This is a genomic window from Paraferrimonas sedimenticola, from assembly GCF_002282855.1.
Taxonomy (GTDB): Bacteria; Pseudomonadota; Gammaproteobacteria; order Enterobacterales; family Shewanellaceae; genus Paraferrimonas; species Paraferrimonas sedimenticola.
Window position 1 is genome coordinate 388,116 of record NZ_NRIR01000002.1, and the last position, 19,249, is coordinate 407,364.

Genomic DNA, 19,249 nt, shown 5'->3' on the forward strand with positions numbered 1-19,249 from the left:
TCAGTCTGGCTGCGGTTGAGCTTGGTTAAGCGCCATATTGGCCACCAGTGAAACTAGCGCTAAACAAACGACTATGGTTGCGCCAGCTGGCAAATCAAACCAAGCAGAACAGGATAAGCCCAAGGCGAATGCCGCTAGACCAATTAGGTAGCCGAACACTATGGCTTTGCGCTTAGCCATTACTGCTAAGGCAGGCATGATCAAGCAGCTGAACACCAGATACACTCCGACGAGTTCGACTGAAAGCGTAATAATCAGAGCAAACAAGGGATAAAAGGCGCGACCACTGAGCCATTGGGGGTGTTGCCATATGGCCAACAACACCAACGTGCTAACGCCAGCCGGTAAAGCCAGTTGGGACCAGGTCAGCCAAAGGATCTGTCCGTTGAGTAGCTGCTTAATCAGCTCAGCACCATGAGGGTCATGGGCCACAACCAACAAGGCGCTGACCGCCGCAAGTACGTATAGACAGCCGATTAAAGCTTCGAGTTTTTGCGGCTGGCGTTTTTCTATCGCGGCTATCAGACTCGCCGCGAGTAAAGCACATATCAAAGGCAGTAAAAGATTGGCAAAGGGCAAGTGCTCAAGTTCATGACTGACATGCACCAACAGGCTGCCCAATGCGGCCACCTGAGCAATCGCAAGATCAATGAAAATGATCCCGCGTTTTAGCACTTGCTGGCCCAGCGGTACGTGAGTGGCAATCACCAAAATACCGGCGGCGAACGCCGGTAACAACAGGGTGAGCAGTTCCCAGTCCATCATTTATTCCACCGCTAATAGCGAATCGATGACAGTGTCATACAAGTCGAACAAATCATTAATGCCATCCTTTTCGCTGACCGACATAGGTAGGATCAGTAAAGGCACTTGAGTGCGACTCGACAGCCACTCGCCACCTCTAGGATCTTGATAACCCGTGACCAAAATGGCCATTGGTTGCTGCTCCTTGGCGATGTTCACCAATTTGGCTAAATGGCTGCTACTCGGCGGTAGGCCAGGTTTAGGCTCCAGATCTCCCACTTGTTGCATGCCTAGCCAGTGATACAGATAGCGGAAGCTAGAATGATAAGCGATGACCTTGGTGCCTTTTAGCGGTGCCGCTTTTTGCTCCCAAGTGCTAATCGCACTTTGCCACTTCTGCTCAAATCGCTGCAAGTTGGCCTGGTAACTGGCGCTATTATCCGGGTCGGTTTGAGCCAAGGCTTGGCTGACTCCCTTGGCTACTTGCAATAGACGATAGGGGTCAAAGTGCATGTGCGGGTTGCCGTCGGCGTGGACGTCGCCATCAAAGCGACTGACCGAATCGCGCTGATCCAGATTGTCGATAAAGTCCGAGGCGAATAACATGCCATCACCACCAGGACGCATTTTGGCGTTGTTGGCTTTCATCTGTAGCATTGGCAGCCAACCCACTTCTAAATCAGCACCGGCGCACAGAGCGAGGTCGGCGCGTCGAAGCTTACTGATTAGACTGGGGCGAGCCTGAACCTGGTGAGGGTCTTGTTTGGCGGTTGTCGCTGAATAAACGTTCGCTTCTGGAGCAAGCTCTTTAAACAGCGCGGCGTATTCTGGTTCGCAAGCGAACAGGTTGAGTTGCGCGAGTGCTGAGCCTGAAAACAGGCTCAGCAGCAGGGCAAACAGTGGCTTAGAATTGATGCGCACCATGAGCTCCTAAGGTCATTACGTATTGAAGGGTAAAAACTTTGTCATTGTTAAAGCCTTCAAAGTTTGTACCCTTTTGATGGGTGTATTGGAAGCGCACTACTGAGAAGTGGCTTGGGTGCCAGTTCAGTGCAATGTCGGTTTCTTTCAATTGCTGCTTGTCCAAGTGGTCGCCGTGGATTTCGTAGGCATCTACTTGACCGTAACGCAAGCCTGCAGACCAGCTAGGGGTGAATTGGTAAACCGCAGAAGCGTACCAGCCTTTGTGGTTCTTCTTGCTGTTATCACCGTGCTCATCATGATGCTCGTCACCGTGCTCTTCGTGCTCTTCCTCTTCATGGTGCTCTTCTTCATGGCCTTTCTTAACGATATCGTTAATTTGGAAGTACTCGCCAGAAAGAGTCAGGTGGTTGTACTTGTAGTTACCCCCTGGAGCCCACTTGAATACTGCGTCGATGACGGCCATGTTTTCACCTGTGTAGGCAGCACTGTGGCTGTGGTCATGCTCGTCATGTTCACCATCGAGCTCCATTTCTTCGTCGTGGTGCTCTTCAAGCATGCGTGCGCCGTTCTTGTTGTAGAGGTAGTTCAAACCAATACGCCAAGATGAGCTCTCACCAATGTCGCCACCGATTTTGGTGTAGGCAGTGAATACAGGCACTTTGCTCTTGCTGGAGCTGTGCTCTTCTTCATGCTCGTGATCGTGGTCAGTTTCTGGTGTTAGCGGACGACCAGAGAAACCCTCGGCACCCAGTACCCAGTAGGTTTCAGTCGGTGCAACCCAGTTTAAGCGAGCGCCGTCGTCGTAGTAGTGATTACCTAGGAAAGCGCGGTACGCAATAGGACGCTCAGCGAAGCTATCTGTGTGCTTGTGCAGTGGGTTCAGGTAGCCGATGTCTGAAAGAAAACGACCGCCGCGAATTGAGAAGCCAGCCGGCATCGCCAGGGTTTGAATGAAGGCTTCTTCAATGTTTAGTTCGGTCGAACCGTCGTGGGTTTCCAGTACAGTAGTGAACTTACCGTAGAACTTATCGTCAATCGCCGCCGAAATTGCCAATTCGTTGTGGCCCAAATTAAAGCCTTCTGAATGCTCGCCCAGAGCGCGCACACCGTCTTGGTAATAGGCGTCAAGTACAACGCTGACGTTAGGGTTGGTTAGATTGCCCTTAGGGGTCTTGTTGGCAACAGGGTTTTCAGCAAAGGCAGCACCGCTGGCCAGTACAGAAGCAATGGCTGCAGTCAAAGCAGTTACACGTAGCATGGATCAATTCTCCAATTAAATTGCATAGAAACTCACTGCAAAACGCAGCGATAAAGTAGGTTTAATAGTTATGGGAGTCGAAGCGGCCTAGGCCACAGGGGGAGCGCGAATGGCAGTGAAAGACTCAAATGCGCTATCGCGAAATGCAAATTTGGATTGAAAAAAGTCAGTTACGATTTGGGACGAAACAAATTCGTCAGTGGGAGTGATATCTAGGTGGTCTATGTGGGCTTTGTGGCAGCAGCTTTCGCAGCGCTCAACCACTGGGTGCCAATCATCGAGGTCGTGCTGATGAGCGATCGCCGATTGAGCCTGTACCAGAAAGGACAGAGAAAGCAGTAACGCTAAGCCGATTTGCTGGAGCTTGTTAACCACTTGAGACTCAAGGTGTTGACCGAATGAGGCTCAAGTGTACTTCAGCTGTTAATGTGACTCAAGGCTTGTTATGGGTTTGTGATGGCTTGCTGGATGGATTCGGCTAACGCGATTAAACCATTGGCTCTAGAGGGACTTAGGTGATTTTCCAGTTGATGGCGCTGCATCCAATCGGCGAGTGTAGTTTCGCTTTGGTTCGATGGTTCCTGACTTTCCAGCGCGCAAAGCATAAGTCCCATCAAGCCGCGAATGATGCGTGCGTCGGCGTCTAGTATGAAATGGTGCTCGCCGGCTATCAACTTGTGGTGCATCCAGGCCTGGCTTTCGCAGCCTTCAACCAGTGCCGAGTCAGTGCGCCACTCAGGTTGGCATTTGGGCAGCGCCTTACCGGCCATCAAGATAGCCCGGTATTTATCTTGCCAGTTACTGGCTGAGTCGAGTGCCGCTAACCATTGGAGTTGGCTTTCGTGCAAGGCTTGCTTGAATTGCAGAAAATCCTGCTCGGTGGGACTAACCATGCAGTAACTCCTTGGCTTGTGCTAGCGCGTCGAGGGCTAACTCAATATCGCTTTGGTCGTTGTACAGAGCGACGGATAAACGGCAACTACCCGCGAGCCCTAAATGCGACATTAACGGCATGGCACAGTGATGCCCGCAGCGCACAGCCACCTGCTGCTGGTCTAACAATATGCCTATGTCCTGATGGTGCTCACCGGCTAGGTTGAACGCCAGCGCGCCGTGGCAGTTGTTGGGATCGCCGTAACTGGTAAAGCCTAAACGCTGCAATCCCTGTCGTGCCGTTGTTAGCAACTGGCTCTCTTGTTTGGCAATCGCCTCTCTATCTAGGCCCTGTAAAAACTCAACTGCCGCCCCTAAGCCAATGACTTCAGCGATGGGTGGCGTTCCGGCCTCTAGGCGGTTGGGGAGCTTGGTGAAGCTCGAACCCTGCCAGCTCACTTGCTTGATCATCTCGCCGCCGGTCATCAAGGGCTGAAGCATCTCGAGGGCGGCTAAGGTGCCAGTCAATATCCCAACGCCGGTAGGACCGTACATCTTGTGCCCAGAGAATACGTAAAAGTCACAGCCCAAGGCCTCCACGTCAACGGGCAGGTGAGCGACAGCCTGCGCTCCATCGACCAAGGTCATGGCACCCGCGCGTTTGGCCATCGGAATGAGTTTGGCCAGAGGATTGTGATGACCCAATACGTTGGAGACGTGATTCAGTGCCACCAACTTGGGTTTGTTACTCAACGCCTGCTGATAGGCATTTAAGTCAATGCGCCCGAGTTCGTCTAGCACGATCGGCTCAATAATCGCGCCGCGCGATTTGGCCAGCTCCTGCCATGGCACTATGTTAGCGTGGTGAGCCGCGCCATCCACCAAAATGCGATCACCGGACTGAAAGGTGTGAGCCAAGCCGTGAGCGACCTGGTTAACCGCGTGGGTGGTGCCGTGACAAAAGATGATTTGAGCTGCTGAGCTAACGCCGACAAACTCGGCGATGCGCGCTCGAGCCCCTTCATAAGCTTTGGTGGCCTTAACTGACAGCGCGTGGGCGCCGCGATGCACATTGGCGTTTTGGTGTTGATAGAACGCCTGCATGGCATCGAGCACGACTTGCGGCTTTTGAGTGGTCGCCGCGCTGTCGAGATACACCAGCGAATTGTCGGGGCCTGAGAGGGCCGGGAATAGAGCTTTGAGAGGTTGCATACTCACGCAGGGGAACGCCAAAACAAAGGGGTTTCAATAGAATAGCGTTGATCCTGCGTGAAAGCTCGGTGGAATGCAACCAAGCTTGTGCTTGCGCCGCTTAGGGGCAGGGTATTCTGTATTTGTCGCCGAGGACCAAAATCTGTTGCAGCATGCTATCGGGCAACACCAGTTGCGCCGAGTCCAGATTGGCTTGCAGCTGCTCGAGGTTGGTTGCACCTATGATATTCGAACCAACGAAGCTTTGTTGATTGACAAAGGTCAGCGCCATTTGCGCCGGATCCCAGCCGTTGTCCCGCGCCAATTGTACGTATTCTTTGGTGGCGTTTATGGCACTGTCGGTTTTGGTGTAACGCACAAAGCGCTCAAACAAGCTCAAACGCGCACCAGCCGGCTTGGCACCGTCTAAGTACTTGCCGGTCAAAGTGCCAAATGCCAGCGGCGAATAGGCCAATAAAGGCAAGTCTTCTTGAAGCGCTATCTCGCTCAGGCCAATTTCAAAACTGCGGTTGAGCAAATTGTAGGGGTTTTGAATTGAGACGATCCTGGGCAGCTCGTGTACCTGAGCCAGCTGCAAGTACTTCATCGCTCCCCAAGGGGTTTCGTTGGAGATCCCCAAATAACGCACCTTGCCTTGTTTGACCAAGTCGGCCAAGGCGCTCAAGGTTTCCAAAATCGGGGTTTGGTCGCTGGCACTGCCGCTTTGATGGTACAACTCGCCAAATCTGGGGGCGCTGCGATCGGGCCAATGGACCTGATACAAGTCGATGACGTCAGTTTTTAACCGGCGCAGCGAGTCGTCGCAAGCCTGATGGATTGAATTCCAGTTGAGGTGCATGTCGGGGCGAATGTAATCCACACCGCCTGGTGCGGCCACTTTGGTGGCCACCACCCAATCGTTGCGGTTGCCCTTTTGTTGGAAGTAGTTACCCAGAATGGTTTCAGTGTCGCCTTGGGTTTCTGGGGTGGGCGGTACCGGATACATCTCAGCGGTGTCGACAAAATTGACGCCCGCTGAGTGGGCCAAGTCCAGTTGGGCAAAGGCTTCAGCCTGTGAGTTTTGCTGTCCCCATGTCATGCTTCCCAAGCAAATCGATGAGACTTCTAAATTTGATCGGCCTAACTGACGCATTGGCATCATAGCGCTACCCTAAAAAATGTAAGCTTTTGGCTAATGTATCTAAGCTAAGGTAGGCTCGCTAGCCTTTCTCGTAAAGTGTTAGTACAGCTCGGGGTTTATAAATGGCGCCATGGCCATCAACAAGGCTTGCTGATAGACGCTTTGACGGCTGGTTTGCCCTTGGGTTAACACGCCGATAGCGCCGCCTTTTTGCTTGATATTGTGGTCGTTAAACAGTTTGTCCATCACATCGCCAAGCTCTTCACCTTGAGTCAAAGCGTCAAAGGCGACCTGGGGCAGTGGTAGGGCACTGGTGCGAGTGCAACTGACGCGCTCACCTTTGGCCACCGCGATATAGGCAAAGGTGCAAGCTTGGCCGTCGAGCACATCCACACCGCCTTCCATTGCCACCGTGTAGTCTACCCCTGGTGCCGCTTGTTGCAGCGCTTCGATGCGGTTGAGGGCACCTTGGCGAGTTTCCGCTTGGTCCATGGGTTGATCGCTGACACCGGATTCGGTGGCGAGCCCTTGGCAGTGCAGCACACTGTCAGGAAACAACTGGCGAAACGCTTGCTCGGCTGCGGCGATTTTAACTGGGTTAAGCGAGGCGACTCTAATGGTCAGGATCGGCTGTTGCGACATAGTATGAAGGTGACACCTTGTATCAAAATTTCTGGATTGTATGAGCTTGATTTAGCCCCAAACTTGCGCTGCTCGCAAAACCGACAGTAGGTTTTTGCGAGCCGGATCCTAATTCTTAGCTAAGGTCCGACTTCTGTTCGTACATCAGGTATTGGCAAGGCTCCATGCCCAGTGCTTGATAGGTTTGTTGTGCGGCAAGATTGTCCCGCTCTACGTACAGTCTAAAGCTGGCGGCTTGCGATTGTGCCAGCTGTTTCACTTGGTCGTAGAGGGCGCGATAGATTCCTTGTCGTCTGGCTTGAGGTGCCACGTAAACGCTTTGGATCCACCAATAGTCTTTGGCCTGCCAGTCACTCCACTCAAAGGTGACCATTAGCGAGCCTAGTACTTGGCTGTCGCGCTGGGCCACCAAATAAAAGCCTCGCTGAGGTTCGTTGAGCAGAGTGCCAACCCCTTTCTCCAATACCTCAGTGGGTAGTTGGCGGCCTTCGGTCTCTGCGGCCATGGCCTGATTGAAAGCAACAAGTGCGGCGAGGTCTTTTGGGGTAGCAGGACGGACAGTAAGCATAAAATAATTGGTAAATGACGTTTGCCAGCACTCTATCACAGGGCTTTGCTAAACTTAACCCAAGGCAATTTTGGGGTATGCCCGTCATGAAAAAAACGTCTCATCAACGCCGCCATTCAAGTTACTGTAATCACTGCCGTCAGGTCACTCATCATCGAGGTTTGGAGCACAAGCACAAACTGCATTTACTGTTATCTGTGCTGACTTTGGGGGCCTGGTTATTTGTATGGGCTTACCTGGTCAGCCAGGCCGGTGAATGCGTTCGCTGTGGGCGCTCGGCGGATCAGGATTGGAGCGATAGAGTGGGCAAGGCGTATTGGGGATTTTTGCTTCGAAGAGAGCGCCCTCGAGAGCGAGCTAATGCCAATTCAGCACGCTCTGGCAAGGGGCAATTCTTGGCCTAAAAGGCGAGATTAATCCATTTTGGTCAGGATCATCACCACACCTGAGGCTTGATCCAAAAATTCTAGACGACCTTTGTTCATGCGCGCTTGGGTTACTTTTGACAAGGCTTGCATGGTGCGCTGCTCTTGCTCCATCAAGGCATCGACGCAGGCTTTCATGGTGGTGCCTGCCGGAGAGATAGTTAGGCTTTCCCCTTGCTGCTGGTAGCTACCAAAGAACTGGTTGCAGCTGGTATTGCCGCTGAGTTTACCTTCTTCCTGAAACATCACCTTTGCCGGTGAGTAATCGATAACCGGCATGTCTCCTATGTACTCGATATGCCAATTGCCCTGCAAATCAAGGGTTTTAGCTTCAGTAGCAGAATCGGATTGGCTGGCGCAACCAAATAAACTGCTGAGTAATAGCGCGGTAATCGTTAGGCGTTTCATTAGTGCTGGAATCCCAATGGGCAAAGCTAGATAATTTGCTAGTTTAGCGAAAATCGTCGAGTAAGGTTAGCTGTGAATTGGCCAAAGTGGATAAAGTTAGCACATTTGGTGCATTGGGGTGGCTTGGTCATGGTGGTGGCCGGCTTTGCTAGCTATTGGTATACGGACTGGGGGCAGGCCATCGGCGGACTGCTAATCATAGCTAGCGCAATTGCTATTGGTTTGCTTATGATGGCTCCCTATCCAGTGATGCTGTTTTTCGCCTGGGCGCGCAATCAGGATCAGCAAAACAATAACAAGAAATAGGGGAAGTCGTGAGTTTTACTGATTGGTTACCGCTGTTAATGGTGTGTGCACTAGGGGCTATGTCCCCAGGTCCGAGCCTTGCCATGGTGCTGCGACACACCTTGGCCGGCGGCAGAGACAGTGGATTAATTGCGGCTTGGACCCACGCCTTAGGTATCGGCATTTACGCGGCGCTAACGGTGGCGGGCTTAAGTTGGATGATTCAGCAACAACCACTGGTGTTTCAGGGGATAAGCCTAGCAGGTGCGGCCTACTTGGCCTGGCTAGGATTTCAAGCCTTAAGTGCCAAGCAAGGGATCGCGGCCAAGCTGGCTTCTGGGGAGTCCGCCAGTCGAATGGAAGCCGCGCGCGATGGTTTTGCTATCGCCGTACTCAATCCCAAAATATTACTTTTCTTCGTAGCCTTGTTCGGCCCTTTCGTGCAAGCCAGTCTGCACACCGGGCAGCAAATGACCTTGATAGCCACTCCATTGGTGGTAGACGGCCTGTGGTACTCGTTAGTGGCTTTGGGCTTGTCCCACGGTGCTGTGTTGGAGCGATTGCGCCGACAGGCCCATTGGTTGGATAGAATCTCTGGTGTGATATTGATTGGGCTAGCGCTCAAAGTGGTTTGGGGCTTTGTTTCTGGTTGAGTAAAGCCCAGACCTAAAAAAGCCGCTCAGTCGAGCGGCTTATGTCTATTTGGGCATTCCCAAGGACTTACTTGTTGCCTTCTTCTTGCTGGCGTTTGGCCATGGCAATGTGGTCGTCCAAGTTAACTTCTAGCATTTGCTTGAACTCGTTTGAGAACCACTCTAGCGCGTGCTCTTTTTCTTTTTCTAGTTCTTGAGTTTTTACTGAGGCTTCAAAGGCGTTGAAGCGAGCAGCGGCAAAGCGCAGCGCGGCACCAGTTTTACCCAGGTCTTTGTGTTGTTGAGACAGCTTGTTAGCCAGAGCAATGAATTCGTCAGCCAATTGGTACATGGTTGGCTCTTGGTTTTGCTCGGTCGCGGTTTGTTCGGTCATTGGTGACGCATCCTTTAAATTCTTAACGATTTAGCCAGTAAGTCTACGATAAATCAGTAGGGGTTAATATTGCCCAGCTCACATGCCAGTAGCAAATTGCCGGTTTTTTCGTGATCCACGCTATAAAGCAATGCATCTGTCACCGCGCCTGCAAAGGTGCGATTTCGAATTAGCTCCGTATAATACTCGACAAATTAGTTTTTGATCACTGGACTTGTTATGCAATTTATTCGCAAATGGTTTGCGACCTATCTCAAGGGAATGGCAATGGGAGCGGCGGACGTGGTACCGGGTGTCTCTGGCGGAACTATCGCGTTTATCAGCGGCATCTATGACACTTTGCTTGAAAGTATTCGCCGAATTAATCCGAGCCTGATAGGGCGCTTGCGTGACAAAGGGCTGGTGGACAGTTATCAGCACGTCAATGGCACCTTTTTGATTGTGTTAGTCACTGGGATCCTGACCTCGATTTTTACCTTTGCCAAAATCATTAGCCATTTACTGGTGACTCAGCCGATTCTGATTTGGAGCTTTTTCTTTGGCCTGATTTTGGTGTCGGTTTGGCACATATTGCGTCAAATCGAAAACTGGCAGTGGCACAGCGCACTGTTTGGCCTTGCTGGCGCCGTGTTGGCGTACGGCATTACCGTTATTCATCCGATTCAACTGTCGGGTTCACTGCCTACGATATTTATCGGCGGTGCAATCGCGATTTGCGCGATGATTCTGCCGGGCATTTCGGGCAGCTTCATTTTGCTGTTGTTGGGTCTCTATCCTGTGGTACTCGGTGCGGTGAAATCGCTAGACCTTGTCGTGATAGCGACCTTTGCCGTGGGTGGATTGACGGGCCTGCTGACCTTCTCTCATCTGCTATCCTGGTTGCTAAAGCGCGCTCGTGATCTAACCTTGATTTTCTTAACCGGTTTGATGATTGGCACCTTGGGCAAGGTGTGGCCTTGGAAGGAAGTCCTGACTTGGCGTACCAACTCCAAAGGCGAGCAAGTACCCTTGACCGAGCAAAACCTGTTGCCTTGGGAGTTCGCTGACAAGTTGGCTCAGGACCCACAAACCATGAGTGCGATTTTGGCCATGCTAGCCGCCATCGGGCTAGTATTGGCGCTGGAAGCCTACGCGGCCCGACAGAAACAAGCCTAGCTCGTTCCAAAAAACACTTAAAGGTCGCCGAAAACAACAAAAACTCGGCGGCTTTTGTGGTAATCTTGCGCGCCATTGAATCCTTGAACACAAGAATCGGTAGAGGTCGGTAGTGGAAAAGTACTTTATTTCAGCGCAAGAATTGCTTGATGTGTCATTTAAGCTTGGCGTTCAAATCTTTGAATCTGGCTATCGCCCTGATTTCATCGTTGGTGTCTGGCGCGGCGGCGCACCGGTTGGTATCGCCGTTCAAGAAGTGTTGGATGTGTTAGGTGTAGAGTCCGACCACATTGCCATTCGCACCAGTAGCTACATTGGCATTGGCCAGCGGGGCAAGCAAGTGAAGGTTCACGGCTTGCGCTACATAGAAAAACAAGTGAATGCCGAAGACAGCTTGCTGATTGTGGACGACGTCTACGACTCGGGTTTGAGCATTGCCCAAGTCATACAAGACTTGCACGCCGATTGTCGTAAGAACACTCCCGACATCAAAATTGCCACCCCTTACTTCAAGCCGAGCAACAACAAAACTCAGCGCAATCCAGACTTTTACGTGGAAGAAACCGATCAGTGGTTGGTATTCCCCCATGAGCTACAGGGCCTAACCGTTGAAGAGATTTGTGAGCACAAGCCTCAGCTTGGCAAGCTGCGCGACGAGTTAGCTCGCCTACACGCGCTTAAAGCTCAATAAGGCGCAGGAGTTAGAATGGAAACTCAAGACTACAGTGATTGGTTGCAAGCCCTATCCGAGTGCTTCGCTTTGCCGGACCCGCAGACCGTCGACTTGCTGCAAGCCATCGACGCCATTCAAGGCTCGCGCTTAAAAGCTGAATATGCAGGTTACTCAGTGGAAACGGTTGCTGCTTATCGCGCTTTGTTTGAAGCCAGTGACAGCGGTGTTTCGCTGAATATGAGCGATTACTTAGACGGCGAGCAAGCGGCGGACAAGCAACAACAACTGGCGCAAATTTGCGAAAAGTTGGGCTTGAGTCAGGACGATGAGTTTGAGCCTATGCTGGGCAGTTTGCCTGAATTGCTGGAGATCTCAGCGTTACTGGCACAGCACGACGTTGCAGTGGCAAAAGGTTTCTTGCAACACTTTGCGGGGGATTGGTTAGCCTCGGCTGCCGAGGCGCTGCGCGAACGTGATGGCGGCGCTTTGTACGCCGCTATGATTGGTCAAGTGCAAGATTTTATTCAGGCTGGCTAATTTGGCTTTCAATGGCCTTAAGTGTGAGACTTAAGGCCTCAACTATTCGACTCTGTTCCCCTTGTTGTAATTCCTTTACTAAGTGTTTTGCGCCAATGGCGCTGGCCATGGCTTGCATTCGATTGCGCTCCTCGGCAGATAGCAACTGTTCGCTATTTCGTTGCACATCTCCCTGAATTAACGGGGCGAATTCAGCTGTGAAGCGCTGACATGAGTCTTGATACAAGCTTTGATTGCCGCCGAACAGGCTCAGGCCCTGTGCTACATCTAAGCTAGGGGCTTGCGGCTGTGGCACACCGCTTGGACGGTATCTCGAAAACCACTTGCCCAAGCAGCTAAACAGTTGATTGACGTCCAAAGGTTTGGTGATGTAGTCGTTCATGCCCGCAGAAAACGCCTTATCCCTATCGGCAACCATGGCGTTTGCAGTCATAGCTATAATCGGAATGTCGGCCATTCCTGGCATTTCACGAATGGCGCGCGTAGCTTGGTAGCCGTCCATTTGCGGCATTTGGCAGTCCATTAAGATCAAATCATACTCTTGATTTCTGACCGCTTCTAACGCTCGACCGCCGTGTTCAGCCCCGACTACTTGCACGCCTTTTTGTTCGAGTAACTCGCGGGCCAATTCTTGGTTGATGGCGTTATCTTCCACCAACAGTACTCGTGCGCCGGTTAAATCCACACTGGGTTCGCTGGCTTCAACCACCGGGGCCTGTGTTTGGTTGGCCACCCCAAAGCGGGCGGTAAAGTGAAACGTCGAGCCTTTGTTGGGACGACTGCGCACCCAAATCTCGCCTCCCATTAGCCCTGTGAGATGTTGGCAAATGGCCAAACCCAAACCTGTGCCACCGTACTTACGGGTGGTTGAGGCGTCTGCTTGAGAAAAGGAGCGAAACAGCTTGCCCATTTGCGCATCTGTCATTCCGACCCCAGAATCCTTGACGCTAAAGTGCAGCAAAGCGGTGTCGCCATCGTCTTGATACATTTGCGCGTGAATCTGGATTTTCCCTTGTTGGGTGAATTTAACCGCGTTGCCACCTATGTTGGTTAGCACTTGGGTCAGTCGCAGTTCATCGCCGATAAGCACTGGCGGCAAGTTATTGGCCACGTCAAACTCAAGCTGAATCGGGCGTCCGGCCAAATTGGCTTCGAGCAAATTGGCCAGGTTGTCCATGACATCGGCTAAGCGAAAGGGGACCGCTTCTAAAGTCAGCTTGCCCGCTTCGATTTTGGAAAAGTCCAATACGTCGTTGATGATCCCCAACAGCAACTTAGCGCTGTGATGAATTTTGGTGATGTAGTTGTACTGGCGGTCATCTAGCTTGGTTTGCAACGCTAAGTGTGCCATTCCCAAAATGGCGTTCATCGGGGTTCGAATCTCGTGGCTCATGTTGGCCAAAAATTCTGACTTGGCTTGAGTCGCGGCTTGCACCTCTTCAATGCTTTTCTCCAGCTCGGCGGTGCGCAACAGCACTTGCGACTCAAGCCCCTCGTTGACCTTATCGAGCTCAGCTTTTTGGCTGCGAATGGTTTGAATTTGCTCTTTGATCGACTCGCGCATTTCGTTGAAGTTTTTGGCGAGAATGCCAAATTCGTCGCGCCAGTGTTGCTCGACCTCGGCATCCAAATTGCCCTTAGCGATATCGATTGAGGATTGGGTTAGCGAAGTCACAGGGCGGGTAATGACGGTGGCTATAAAAGGCGATATCAGCACCACCACGACCAGCACACTGCCGCCAATCATCAGCATTAAGTTGACCAGTCGAGTGATGCCCGCATAGGCCTCATCTTCATCCACTTCGGCGATTAACGCCCAGGTTTGTTGCTCAACAGGCACTGGTGTGTAAGCGGATAGCACCGGAATATTGCGGTAGTCCAAGATTGTGGACTCACCGGTTTCTCCAGCTAGGGCCTTTTGACTGGCGAGAGTGTCAACGATACCCGCTTGCGGCTCGCTAAAGGAAGCGCGCACGCTGCGGTTGTAGGGGTCGAGATAGCTGTCGCTACGCATGCGCTTGTCCGGCCCCACCAAATAGACCTCTTGGCTGGCCATTGCAGAGGTGCGCTCTTGCATGATTTCGTTGAGATCGTCCGGGGTAAACTTAAGTACCAGGCTCCCTAAATAGCCTTGTTGGCGTTTGATTGGGGCTATGACAAAACCGAGCAATTGATTCGAACCCACGGGGTAGAAGCCGAAGTCAGTGATCACTATGCTATTGAGCGCCTGTGGCAGCGATTGGCCGAGGATGTTGTCCGGGTGAGGGCTGGACAGCAGATTGGCGCCTAAATTCTCATCGGCTCGTGTGGAGTAGATGATGGTGCCGGCGGGGTTAATCAACATCAGGTCGTGGTAGCCAAACTCGGTCAGAAATTGCTCGTACACAAAGCGAATTTGAGCGTCTAGCTCTTGATACTCCTGAGTCTGAGTGCCGCCTTTTTGCATGATTTGGTCGAATGCCTGCAGGCGTATCGCCACAGCTTGGCTATTGGCAATCACTCTGGCTTCTGATTCGAGTCGATTAAAGTAGCGCAGTACTCGTTTTTTCTTGCTATCGCGCACGTACTCAAGGTGGGTAAAGGCAGTGCGAGCCAAGGCCTCTTGGGCGCGGTGCACCAAGGTGGCACCGACAATCACCAAAGGTAACAGACTCAGGCAAAGTAGCAGTCCAATTAGCTTGGTGCGAATTTGCATCAGCTGTCCTTAATCTCGGCGAGCCAACTGCTGGCCTGGACTTGGGCGCTCTCGACGTCAAATTCATCGAGGGCAGACTGAATTTGATCTCGCTGAGCTATCTGAGGCAATTGCTGTAACACTTGTTGAGCCTCGCCTAGGTCTTCGTCTAATAGATGGATTAGGCGCTGTAAATGCTGTTCAGCATCGCTTGCAAGGGGGACGTCGCTAATCTCGTTTAGGGGCGGGGCCAAGCTCAGTATTTGAGTTCTAGCTCGTTCGAGGCTTTGCCAAAGTGGCGTCCAATCAGACTCGGTTAATTGGGATTGTTGAAGCTTGCTTTCAAGGCGCTGTGCTTGCTCGCTAACGGCTTGCAGGCCCACGTTGGCAGACGTGCCCTTTAAGGTATGTAGCCAACTGTGTTGGGATGAGTTGGCTGAACTAATAATTTGGGTCTGGTCGTCTTTGGATAAGTTGTAATTGCTGGCAAACTGGCGCAACAGGCGTCCCAACAATTGACGATTGTTGGCCAGTCGCTCCAGACTTCGAGAAAGGTCGATGCCATCGAGCCGGCTGAGCCAATCCGAAGTGTCTTGCTCTACCTGAGTTTGGGCGTCAAACGAGGTATCTAGCCAATGCTCTAAGGTGTTCTTTAGCAACAGGGGGTCTATGGGTTTACTGACGTGGGCATTCATTCCGGCTTCCAAACTGGCGTGGATGTCGTCGGCTTGGGTGTGACCAGTCATGGCGATGATCGGAATAGTACGATAACTGTCCTGCGGTAATGCTCGAATCGCTTGAGTGGCTTGCAGGCCGTTGAGCTTGGGCATGTCGACGTCCATTAGCACCAGATCAAACGCTTGTTCTTGAATCGCACTGAGGGCCTGCTGACCATCGCTGCACAGGTGAGCTTCTATGCCCCAGCGCCGCAGTAGCTCCTCGATGACCTGCTGATTAATATCGTTGTCTTCTGCTACCAGTGCCTGCCAATGTTGGCCCGAACGCACCGCCTGTAAAGGTTTGCTTTTGTTTTCAATACTGTGCAGCATCTTGTGCAGTTTGCTCAGGCTCAGCGGGTAATGCAGTTGCAACGGATAATTGAACTCTGACAACGGCCGGCTTTGTGCGACCCCTGCGGGTAGCAAGGGAATGCCGCGTTTGGACAAGTCTTGCTCTGGGGTGAGCAGGCCATCAAACACTATCCAATCCTCGGCCCCTGTTTGCGAGCCCACAGGTTTACCGCCCAAAAGCTGAATTTGTTTTTCCAGCAGGGCGTTGGGCAGTGGCGCTAGGTAATAGAGATTATCAATCGCTTGTATGTTGGGCGCTTCACCTGCGCAGGTTAACGGTAAAGTGAAGCCCACGCTGGACCCGAACTCTGGATCGCTTCGCACCTGCCATTCGCCGTGCATCAAGGCGACCAGTCGCTGACAAAGGCCCAAGCCCATCCCTAGTTCGTTGGCATTGCCGTGAATCAGAGCCTCGCGAATGTGTGTGGGCAACCCCGGACCTGTGTCTATGATGCTAAATTGCACCAACAGTTGATTGGCACTGTGCTCGGTTACTTGAATGTTGAGAGTGATTTGACCGTGCTCGGTGGCCTTGATGGCGTTGGTGAGCAGGTTGATCAGCACTTGCTCAATGCGCAGCTCATCGCCGATGAGGTTGGGCAGCAGCTGGTTGGGACTGTTGAGCTTGAGCTCCAAGCCTTTGGCTTGAACGCGTAAACCAATCACATCGACCAGTTTATCCGCGAGCGTATCTAGGCTAAAAGGCTTGGACTTCAGGCTGAGGCGGCCTTGCTCTACCTGGTTAAAATCGACGATATCGTTGATCATTCCCAACATATAGCTGGCTGAATTATGGATTTTATCCAGGTAACTTTGGGTGGCAGGTGAACTGTTTTGTTGGGCGAGATAGCTCAAGCCCAAAATTGCATTCAAGGGGGTACGTACTTCGTGGCTCACCCGCGCCATGAACTCGGATTTGGCTTTGTTCGCTCGCTCGGCTTCAACTTGGGCTTCTTGTACCGCGGCTAACGCGGTTTTGAGTTGCTGTTGCGCTGCTTTACGTTCGCTGATTTCTTCGGTGAGGCGAAGGTTTAGCGCTTCAACTTGACGTTTTTCTGCATCCTGACTCGCACCGAGAAACTGATAGTCCTCGTCCGCTAAAGATTTACCCCGAGCCCACTCCACTGATTGCGCCAACACTTCGCCACTGAGCAGTGCATCGGCGCTTCTGCCGCGGTCAAGCCAGTTGCGTAAAGCCTTGTGATACGGCCGACGCGCGGCTAGATGTGATTCCACCCATTGCGCGTCAAATACCTGTGTATACAGACGATTTCTGGGGAATATCCGTCCTTTGTGGATCTCTACCAAACCGGTGAGATACAGACGTTCATGGCCGCTAACACGCTCAACGCTCACTCCTGTGTCTTGCTGTTCCAATACCTTTTGATACAAGCCGAGATTTTGCAGACTATTGGTTTCGTCAAGCAGCACGCGATCGCGAATGGTGCGCAAATGCTCTGGGTTGTCTTGCCCTTCCCAATCCGCGAGGACTTCGGTGGCCAGAAGAGTGTCGAGCCAATCGCTGCAGGCCTGTTCTGTCTTGGGTGGCGTTTCACTGTGGTTGGAGATTAACTGGCAGACTTTCTGAGTGAGAAAGGGCTGCCCGCCGCTCCAATGCAGTGCTCGGCGAATGAGCGCTTGGTTGAGCGCCTCGCTAAAAGGCAGTCCCGCTGCCAAGGCCAGCGCTTGTTGCTCCCCAAAACCCTGAAGCCCAACGGCATGACCGATGTTAAACGGCGAGCGAGTTTTATCGCTCATTAGGTCGGTGGGTAGGGCAACCCCAAACAGGGCAAATTGTAAGCGTCGAAACTCTGGATTAGCGGCACGTTGATTGAAGCAAAAGCGGATTACCGAGAAGAAGTCGTCACTGGAAAAATTCAGACTTAACACACTGTCAATTTCGTCGAGGAAAATAACCATTTGGCTATCCCGCGATGGCAGTAGGATTTTTTCGAGGAAATCAGACAGTTTTTGCGCCGGCGGTAAGCCGCCAAGGGAGCGCCACCAGGGCAGAGGATCGAAGTCTTTAAGAAGGTCGAAGCCGCGACAAAGCTCGTAGACGATGCCGCCAAACCACTGTTCTATCGTGGTATCAGAACTGCCGATACGGCTGACATCGATAAAGCAGCAATCGACGCCTTGGGCTTGCAAGTCCTGCTTGGTCTTTAGCAGCAGCGATGACTTACCCATTTGGCGCGAGTTGAACACATAGCAAAACTCTTGCGCCTGCAGCGCCTTTATCAGTTCTTTGTCGGCTTGGCGCTCGACGTAAATGCTGGTGGACGCTGAGATACTGCCGCCAACTTGATAGCGAGTGGTCAAAGCGCCCATTGGACTAGCCTATTTGCGCCGCTAAGAAATCGGCAATCACCTTACAGCTGGTGGTGGCTTGGCCCGAGCGCAGTCTGACGACACCAAGGCTCTCAAGCTGATACATCTCGATGCGGGACAGTTTGGCATCGGCGGACTTGCGCAGTTTGCGAAACGCCGACATGGCGTCTTGATTGTCCATGATGGCCACCAAGATGTGCTGCAAGTAGTCGCTAAACAAACCATTGGGCGCACTGGCAGACTTTAGGATCTCCGCCAATGCCTCAGACGGGCTCTCAATAAAGCCTTCTTGGGTCACCAGACGGTAGAACACTAATTGAGTCAGGTATGGGTGACCGCCAATGTGGGTTTGAATTAAGCGAATTGGGCTTTGCAAGGATCCATCTGCCGGCCAATTAAATCCGTAGCTGGTGGCCAGGCGGGATAGCTGTTCGTCGTCAAACGGACGCAGCTCGATTGGCAGGCCGACGTTGAATGGCGACAGGTTTAAATCCAACTGCACATACACTTCAGTGGAGTAGATGAGCAACTGACGCAGCTTTTGCATGCTGGGGTTGTGCTTGGCTTCCTCGTGCCAAGAGCGCAACAAGGCCAAGAAATCTCGACTGACGTCCTGGTGATCAAAGATCAGATTCACTTCATTGATGGCAACCACTAGAGTGCCTACCTGAGACAATATGTAATCTTTGATGTAGTTGGAGCAGCTGAGTTTGGGGCCGATTAGCTCATTCCAATGGGACTCGAGTTGGTCTTCAAGGCCGAGCTGAGAAGTCATTTGCAGGCAGGTCCAGCGCAGCAATTTGTCGAGGTTTTTGAGGATGCTGCTGTCGGCCATTTGAAAATCGAGAGTGACCTGGCGGTACCCTAGTTCATCGGCGTGGTCTAGCATACGCAGCATCAAAGAGCTTTTGCCCATTTTACGCGGCCCTTTGACTCGAATGAGTGCGCCGGGTTGTTGCAGTTGATGGTACGCCTGTTGCTCTTCTTCGGTACGCTCGACATAGTGCGGCGAGCTAAACACCATTGGGGCCCCTGGGTAGTCAGGCACCATTTGAATGCTGTGCTGAATTTTTTCCAGTTGGGACTCGAGCAGCGGCCGAAAATTGCGTTTGGTCACAGAAGTGTCCAGTAGCTCCGACAACTCCTGCCAAAGAATGGAGCCAGACTTGCGCACATAGTCGTGGTCATAGCCGGTTTCCTCGGCGATGATGTTGTAGCCTTTACCTTCCCATGACAAACGAAACACCTCGACTTTAATTAAGCTCAGGGTGTCTTCTGGCAGCAGGTGTTTCAACAGATCTTTGGCTTCTTGGTGATTCATAAA

20 protein-coding genes are annotated in these 19,249 nt (G+C 52.1%); 6 read left to right on the plus strand and 14 right to left on the minus strand.

Annotated elements, in window-relative coordinates; all coding sequences use genetic code 11:
* The 9 genes from CLC93_RS05105 to CLC93_RS05145 all read right to left on the minus strand — a co-directional run bounded on the left by CLC93_RS05105 (window position 1) and on the right by CLC93_RS05145 (window position 7,341).
* Window positions 1-765: a metal ABC transporter permease gene (locus CLC93_RS05105; RefSeq protein ID WP_095504868.1), complete on the minus strand. Its 765-nt coding sequence runs from the start codon at window positions 763-765 to the stop codon at window positions 1-3.
* Window positions 766-1,665, minus strand: coding sequence for a metal ABC transporter solute-binding protein, Zn/Mn family (locus CLC93_RS05110; RefSeq protein ID WP_095505024.1), 900 nt, complete (start codon window positions 1,663-1,665; stop codon window positions 766-768).
* Window positions 1,649-2,926, minus strand: a complete 1,278-nt coding sequence (locus tag CLC93_RS05115; protein WP_095504869.1) for a hypothetical protein — start codon at window positions 2,924-2,926, stop codon at window positions 1,649-1,651. Before CLC93_RS05115 ends, CLC93_RS05110 begins: the two co-directional genes overlap by 17 nt.
* Before the next feature lie 87 nt (window positions 2,927-3,013).
* Window positions 3,014-3,301: a hypothetical protein gene (locus tag CLC93_RS05120; protein WP_095504870.1), complete on the minus strand. Its 288-nt coding sequence runs from the start codon at window positions 3,299-3,301 to the stop codon at window positions 3,014-3,016.
* A 68-nt stretch (window positions 3,302-3,369) separates the two neighbouring features.
* A complete protein-coding gene (locus CLC93_RS05125) occupies window positions 3,370-3,819 on the minus strand; it encodes a SufE family protein (protein ID WP_095504871.1) in 450 nt (149 codons plus the stop codon).
* The gene (locus CLC93_RS05130; protein WP_211286815.1) at window positions 3,812-5,011 is read right to left on the minus strand and encodes an aminotransferase class V-fold PLP-dependent enzyme; all 1,200 of its coding nucleotides are present in this window, start codon (window positions 5,009-5,011) and stop codon (window positions 3,812-3,814) included. Before CLC93_RS05130 ends, CLC93_RS05125 begins: the two co-directional genes overlap by 8 nt.
* A gap of 100 nt (window positions 5,012-5,111) precedes the next feature.
* Window positions 5,112-6,149 (minus strand): NADP(H)-dependent aldo-keto reductase, encoded by a 1,038-nt coding sequence (locus tag CLC93_RS05135; protein ID WP_095505025.1) that lies wholly within the window; start codon window positions 6,147-6,149, stop codon window positions 5,112-5,114.
* A gap of 81 nt (window positions 6,150-6,230) precedes the next feature.
* Complete coding sequence (yjjX, locus tag CLC93_RS05140; RefSeq protein WP_095504873.1) at window positions 6,231-6,773, minus strand: inosine/xanthosine triphosphatase; 543 nt, start codon at window positions 6,771-6,773, stop codon at window positions 6,231-6,233.
* A 115-nt stretch (window positions 6,774-6,888) separates the two neighbouring features.
* A complete protein-coding gene (locus tag CLC93_RS05145) occupies window positions 6,889-7,341 on the minus strand; it encodes a GNAT family N-acetyltransferase (RefSeq protein WP_095504874.1) in 453 nt (150 codons plus the stop codon).
* Between the two features lie 86 nt (window positions 7,342-7,427).
* Here CLC93_RS05145 and CLC93_RS17590 point away from each other — a divergent pair, with 86 nt between their 5' ends.
* Window positions 7,428-7,745 (plus strand): hypothetical protein, encoded by a 318-nt coding sequence (locus CLC93_RS17590; RefSeq protein WP_141237343.1) that lies wholly within the window; start codon window positions 7,428-7,430, stop codon window positions 7,743-7,745.
* 9 nt (window positions 7,746-7,754) lie between these two features.
* Here CLC93_RS17590 and CLC93_RS05150 read toward each other — a convergent pair whose 3' ends face one another.
* Window positions 7,755-8,174 (minus strand): META domain-containing protein, encoded by a 420-nt coding sequence (locus CLC93_RS05150; protein ID WP_095504875.1) that lies wholly within the window; start codon window positions 8,172-8,174, stop codon window positions 7,755-7,757.
* 72 nt (window positions 8,175-8,246) lie between these two features.
* On the opposite strand from CLC93_RS05150, the gene CLC93_RS05155 reads away from it, so the two are divergent.
* Together CLC93_RS05155 and CLC93_RS05160 are read left to right on the plus strand one after the other, a co-directional pair.
* On the plus strand, window positions 8,247-8,480 hold the full coding sequence (locus CLC93_RS05155; protein WP_141237344.1) for a hypothetical protein: 234 nt from the start codon (window positions 8,247-8,249) through the stop codon (window positions 8,478-8,480).
* Between the two features lie 8 nt (window positions 8,481-8,488).
* On the plus strand, window positions 8,489-9,112 hold the full coding sequence (locus tag CLC93_RS05160) for a LysE family translocator (RefSeq protein WP_095504876.1): 624 nt from the start codon (window positions 8,489-8,491) through the stop codon (window positions 9,110-9,112).
* Window positions 9,113-9,179: 67 nt separating this feature from the next.
* On the opposite strand, the gene CLC93_RS05165 is transcribed toward CLC93_RS05160, so the two are convergent.
* On the minus strand, window positions 9,180-9,485 hold the full coding sequence (locus CLC93_RS05165) for a DUF3144 domain-containing protein (RefSeq protein WP_095504877.1): 306 nt from the start codon (window positions 9,483-9,485) through the stop codon (window positions 9,180-9,182).
* Between the two features lie 219 nt (window positions 9,486-9,704).
* Between CLC93_RS05165 and CLC93_RS05170 the strand changes: the two genes are divergently transcribed.
* From CLC93_RS05170 to CLC93_RS05180, 3 genes are all read left to right on the plus strand, one after another.
* A complete protein-coding gene (locus CLC93_RS05170) occupies window positions 9,705-10,640 on the plus strand; it encodes a polyprenyl-phosphate transporter (protein WP_095504878.1) in 936 nt (311 codons plus the stop codon).
* Window positions 10,641-10,752: 112 nt separating this feature from the next.
* Complete coding sequence (locus tag CLC93_RS05175; RefSeq protein ID WP_095504879.1) at window positions 10,753-11,331, plus strand: phosphoribosyltransferase; 579 nt, start codon at window positions 10,753-10,755, stop codon at window positions 11,329-11,331.
* Between the two features lie 15 nt (window positions 11,332-11,346).
* Window positions 11,347-11,850, plus strand: coding sequence for a hypothetical protein (locus tag CLC93_RS05180; RefSeq protein ID WP_095504880.1), 504 nt, complete (start codon window positions 11,347-11,349; stop codon window positions 11,848-11,850).
* Here the strand turns inward: CLC93_RS05180 and CLC93_RS05185 are convergent.
* From CLC93_RS05185 to CLC93_RS05195, 3 genes are read right to left on the minus strand one after another with little or no spacing between them, the layout of a single operon-like run.
* Window positions 11,834-14,545 (minus strand): hybrid sensor histidine kinase/response regulator, encoded by a 2,712-nt coding sequence (locus CLC93_RS05185; protein WP_095504881.1) that lies wholly within the window; start codon window positions 14,543-14,545, stop codon window positions 11,834-11,836. The two genes, CLC93_RS05180 and CLC93_RS05185, sit on opposite strands and share 17 nt — an antisense overlap.
* Window positions 14,545-17,925, minus strand: a complete 3,381-nt coding sequence (locus tag CLC93_RS05190) for an AAA-like domain-containing protein (protein ID WP_095504882.1) — start codon at window positions 17,923-17,925, stop codon at window positions 14,545-14,547. The genes CLC93_RS05185 and CLC93_RS05190 overlap by 1 nt, the downstream gene beginning before the upstream one ends.
* 4 nt (window positions 17,926-17,929) lie before the next feature.
* Window positions 17,930-19,246: an AAA-like domain-containing protein gene (locus CLC93_RS05195; protein WP_095504883.1), complete on the minus strand. Its 1,317-nt coding sequence runs from the start codon at window positions 19,244-19,246 to the stop codon at window positions 17,930-17,932.
* Window positions 19,247-19,249: the final 3 nt, after the last annotated feature.

Coding starts and splice junctions, on each gene's coding strand:
- CLC93_RS05185 (WP_095504881.1), bottom strand. CDS start 14,545: ATGCAAATTCGCACCAAGCTAATTGGACTGCTACTTTGCCTGAGTCTG.
- CLC93_RS05105 (WP_095504868.1), bottom strand. CDS start 765: ATGATGGACTGGGAACTGCTCACCCTGTTGTTACCGGCGTTCGCCGCC.
- CLC93_RS05130 (WP_211286815.1), bottom strand. CDS start 5,011: ATGCAACCTCTCAAAGCTCTATTCCCGGCCCTCTCAGGCCCCGACAAT.
- yjjX (WP_095504873.1), bottom strand. CDS start 6,773: ATGTCGCAACAGCCGATCCTGACCATTAGAGTCGCCTCGCTTAACCCA.
- CLC93_RS17590 (WP_141237343.1), top strand. CDS start 7,428: ATGAAAAAAACGTCTCATCAACGCCGCCATTCAAGTTACTGTAATCAC.
- CLC93_RS05125 (WP_095504871.1), bottom strand. CDS start 3,819: ATGGTTAGTCCCACCGAGCAGGATTTTCTGCAATTCAAGCAAGCCTTG.
- CLC93_RS05135 (WP_095505025.1), bottom strand. CDS start 6,149: ATGCCAATGCGTCAGTTAGGCCGATCAAATTTAGAAGTCTCATCGATT.
- CLC93_RS05170 (WP_095504878.1), top strand. CDS start 9,705: ATGCAATTTATTCGCAAATGGTTTGCGACCTATCTCAAGGGAATGGCA.
- CLC93_RS05190 (WP_095504882.1), bottom strand. CDS start 17,925: ATGGGCGCTTTGACCACTCGCTATCAAGTTGGCGGCAGTATCTCAGCG.
- CLC93_RS05145 (WP_095504874.1), bottom strand. CDS start 7,341: ATGCTTACTGTCCGTCCTGCTACCCCAAAAGACCTCGCCGCACTTGTT.
- CLC93_RS05165 (WP_095504877.1), bottom strand. CDS start 9,485: ATGACCGAACAAACCGCGACCGAGCAAAACCAAGAGCCAACCATGTAC.
- CLC93_RS05115 (WP_095504869.1), bottom strand. CDS start 2,926: ATGCTACGTGTAACTGCTTTGACTGCAGCCATTGCTTCTGTACTGGCC.
- CLC93_RS05180 (WP_095504880.1), top strand. CDS start 11,347: ATGGAAACTCAAGACTACAGTGATTGGTTGCAAGCCCTATCCGAGTGC.
- CLC93_RS05150 (WP_095504875.1), bottom strand. CDS start 8,174: ATGAAACGCCTAACGATTACCGCGCTATTACTCAGCAGTTTATTTGGT.
- CLC93_RS05195 (WP_095504883.1), bottom strand. CDS start 19,246: ATGAATCACCAAGAAGCCAAAGATCTGTTGAAACACCTGCTGCCAGAA.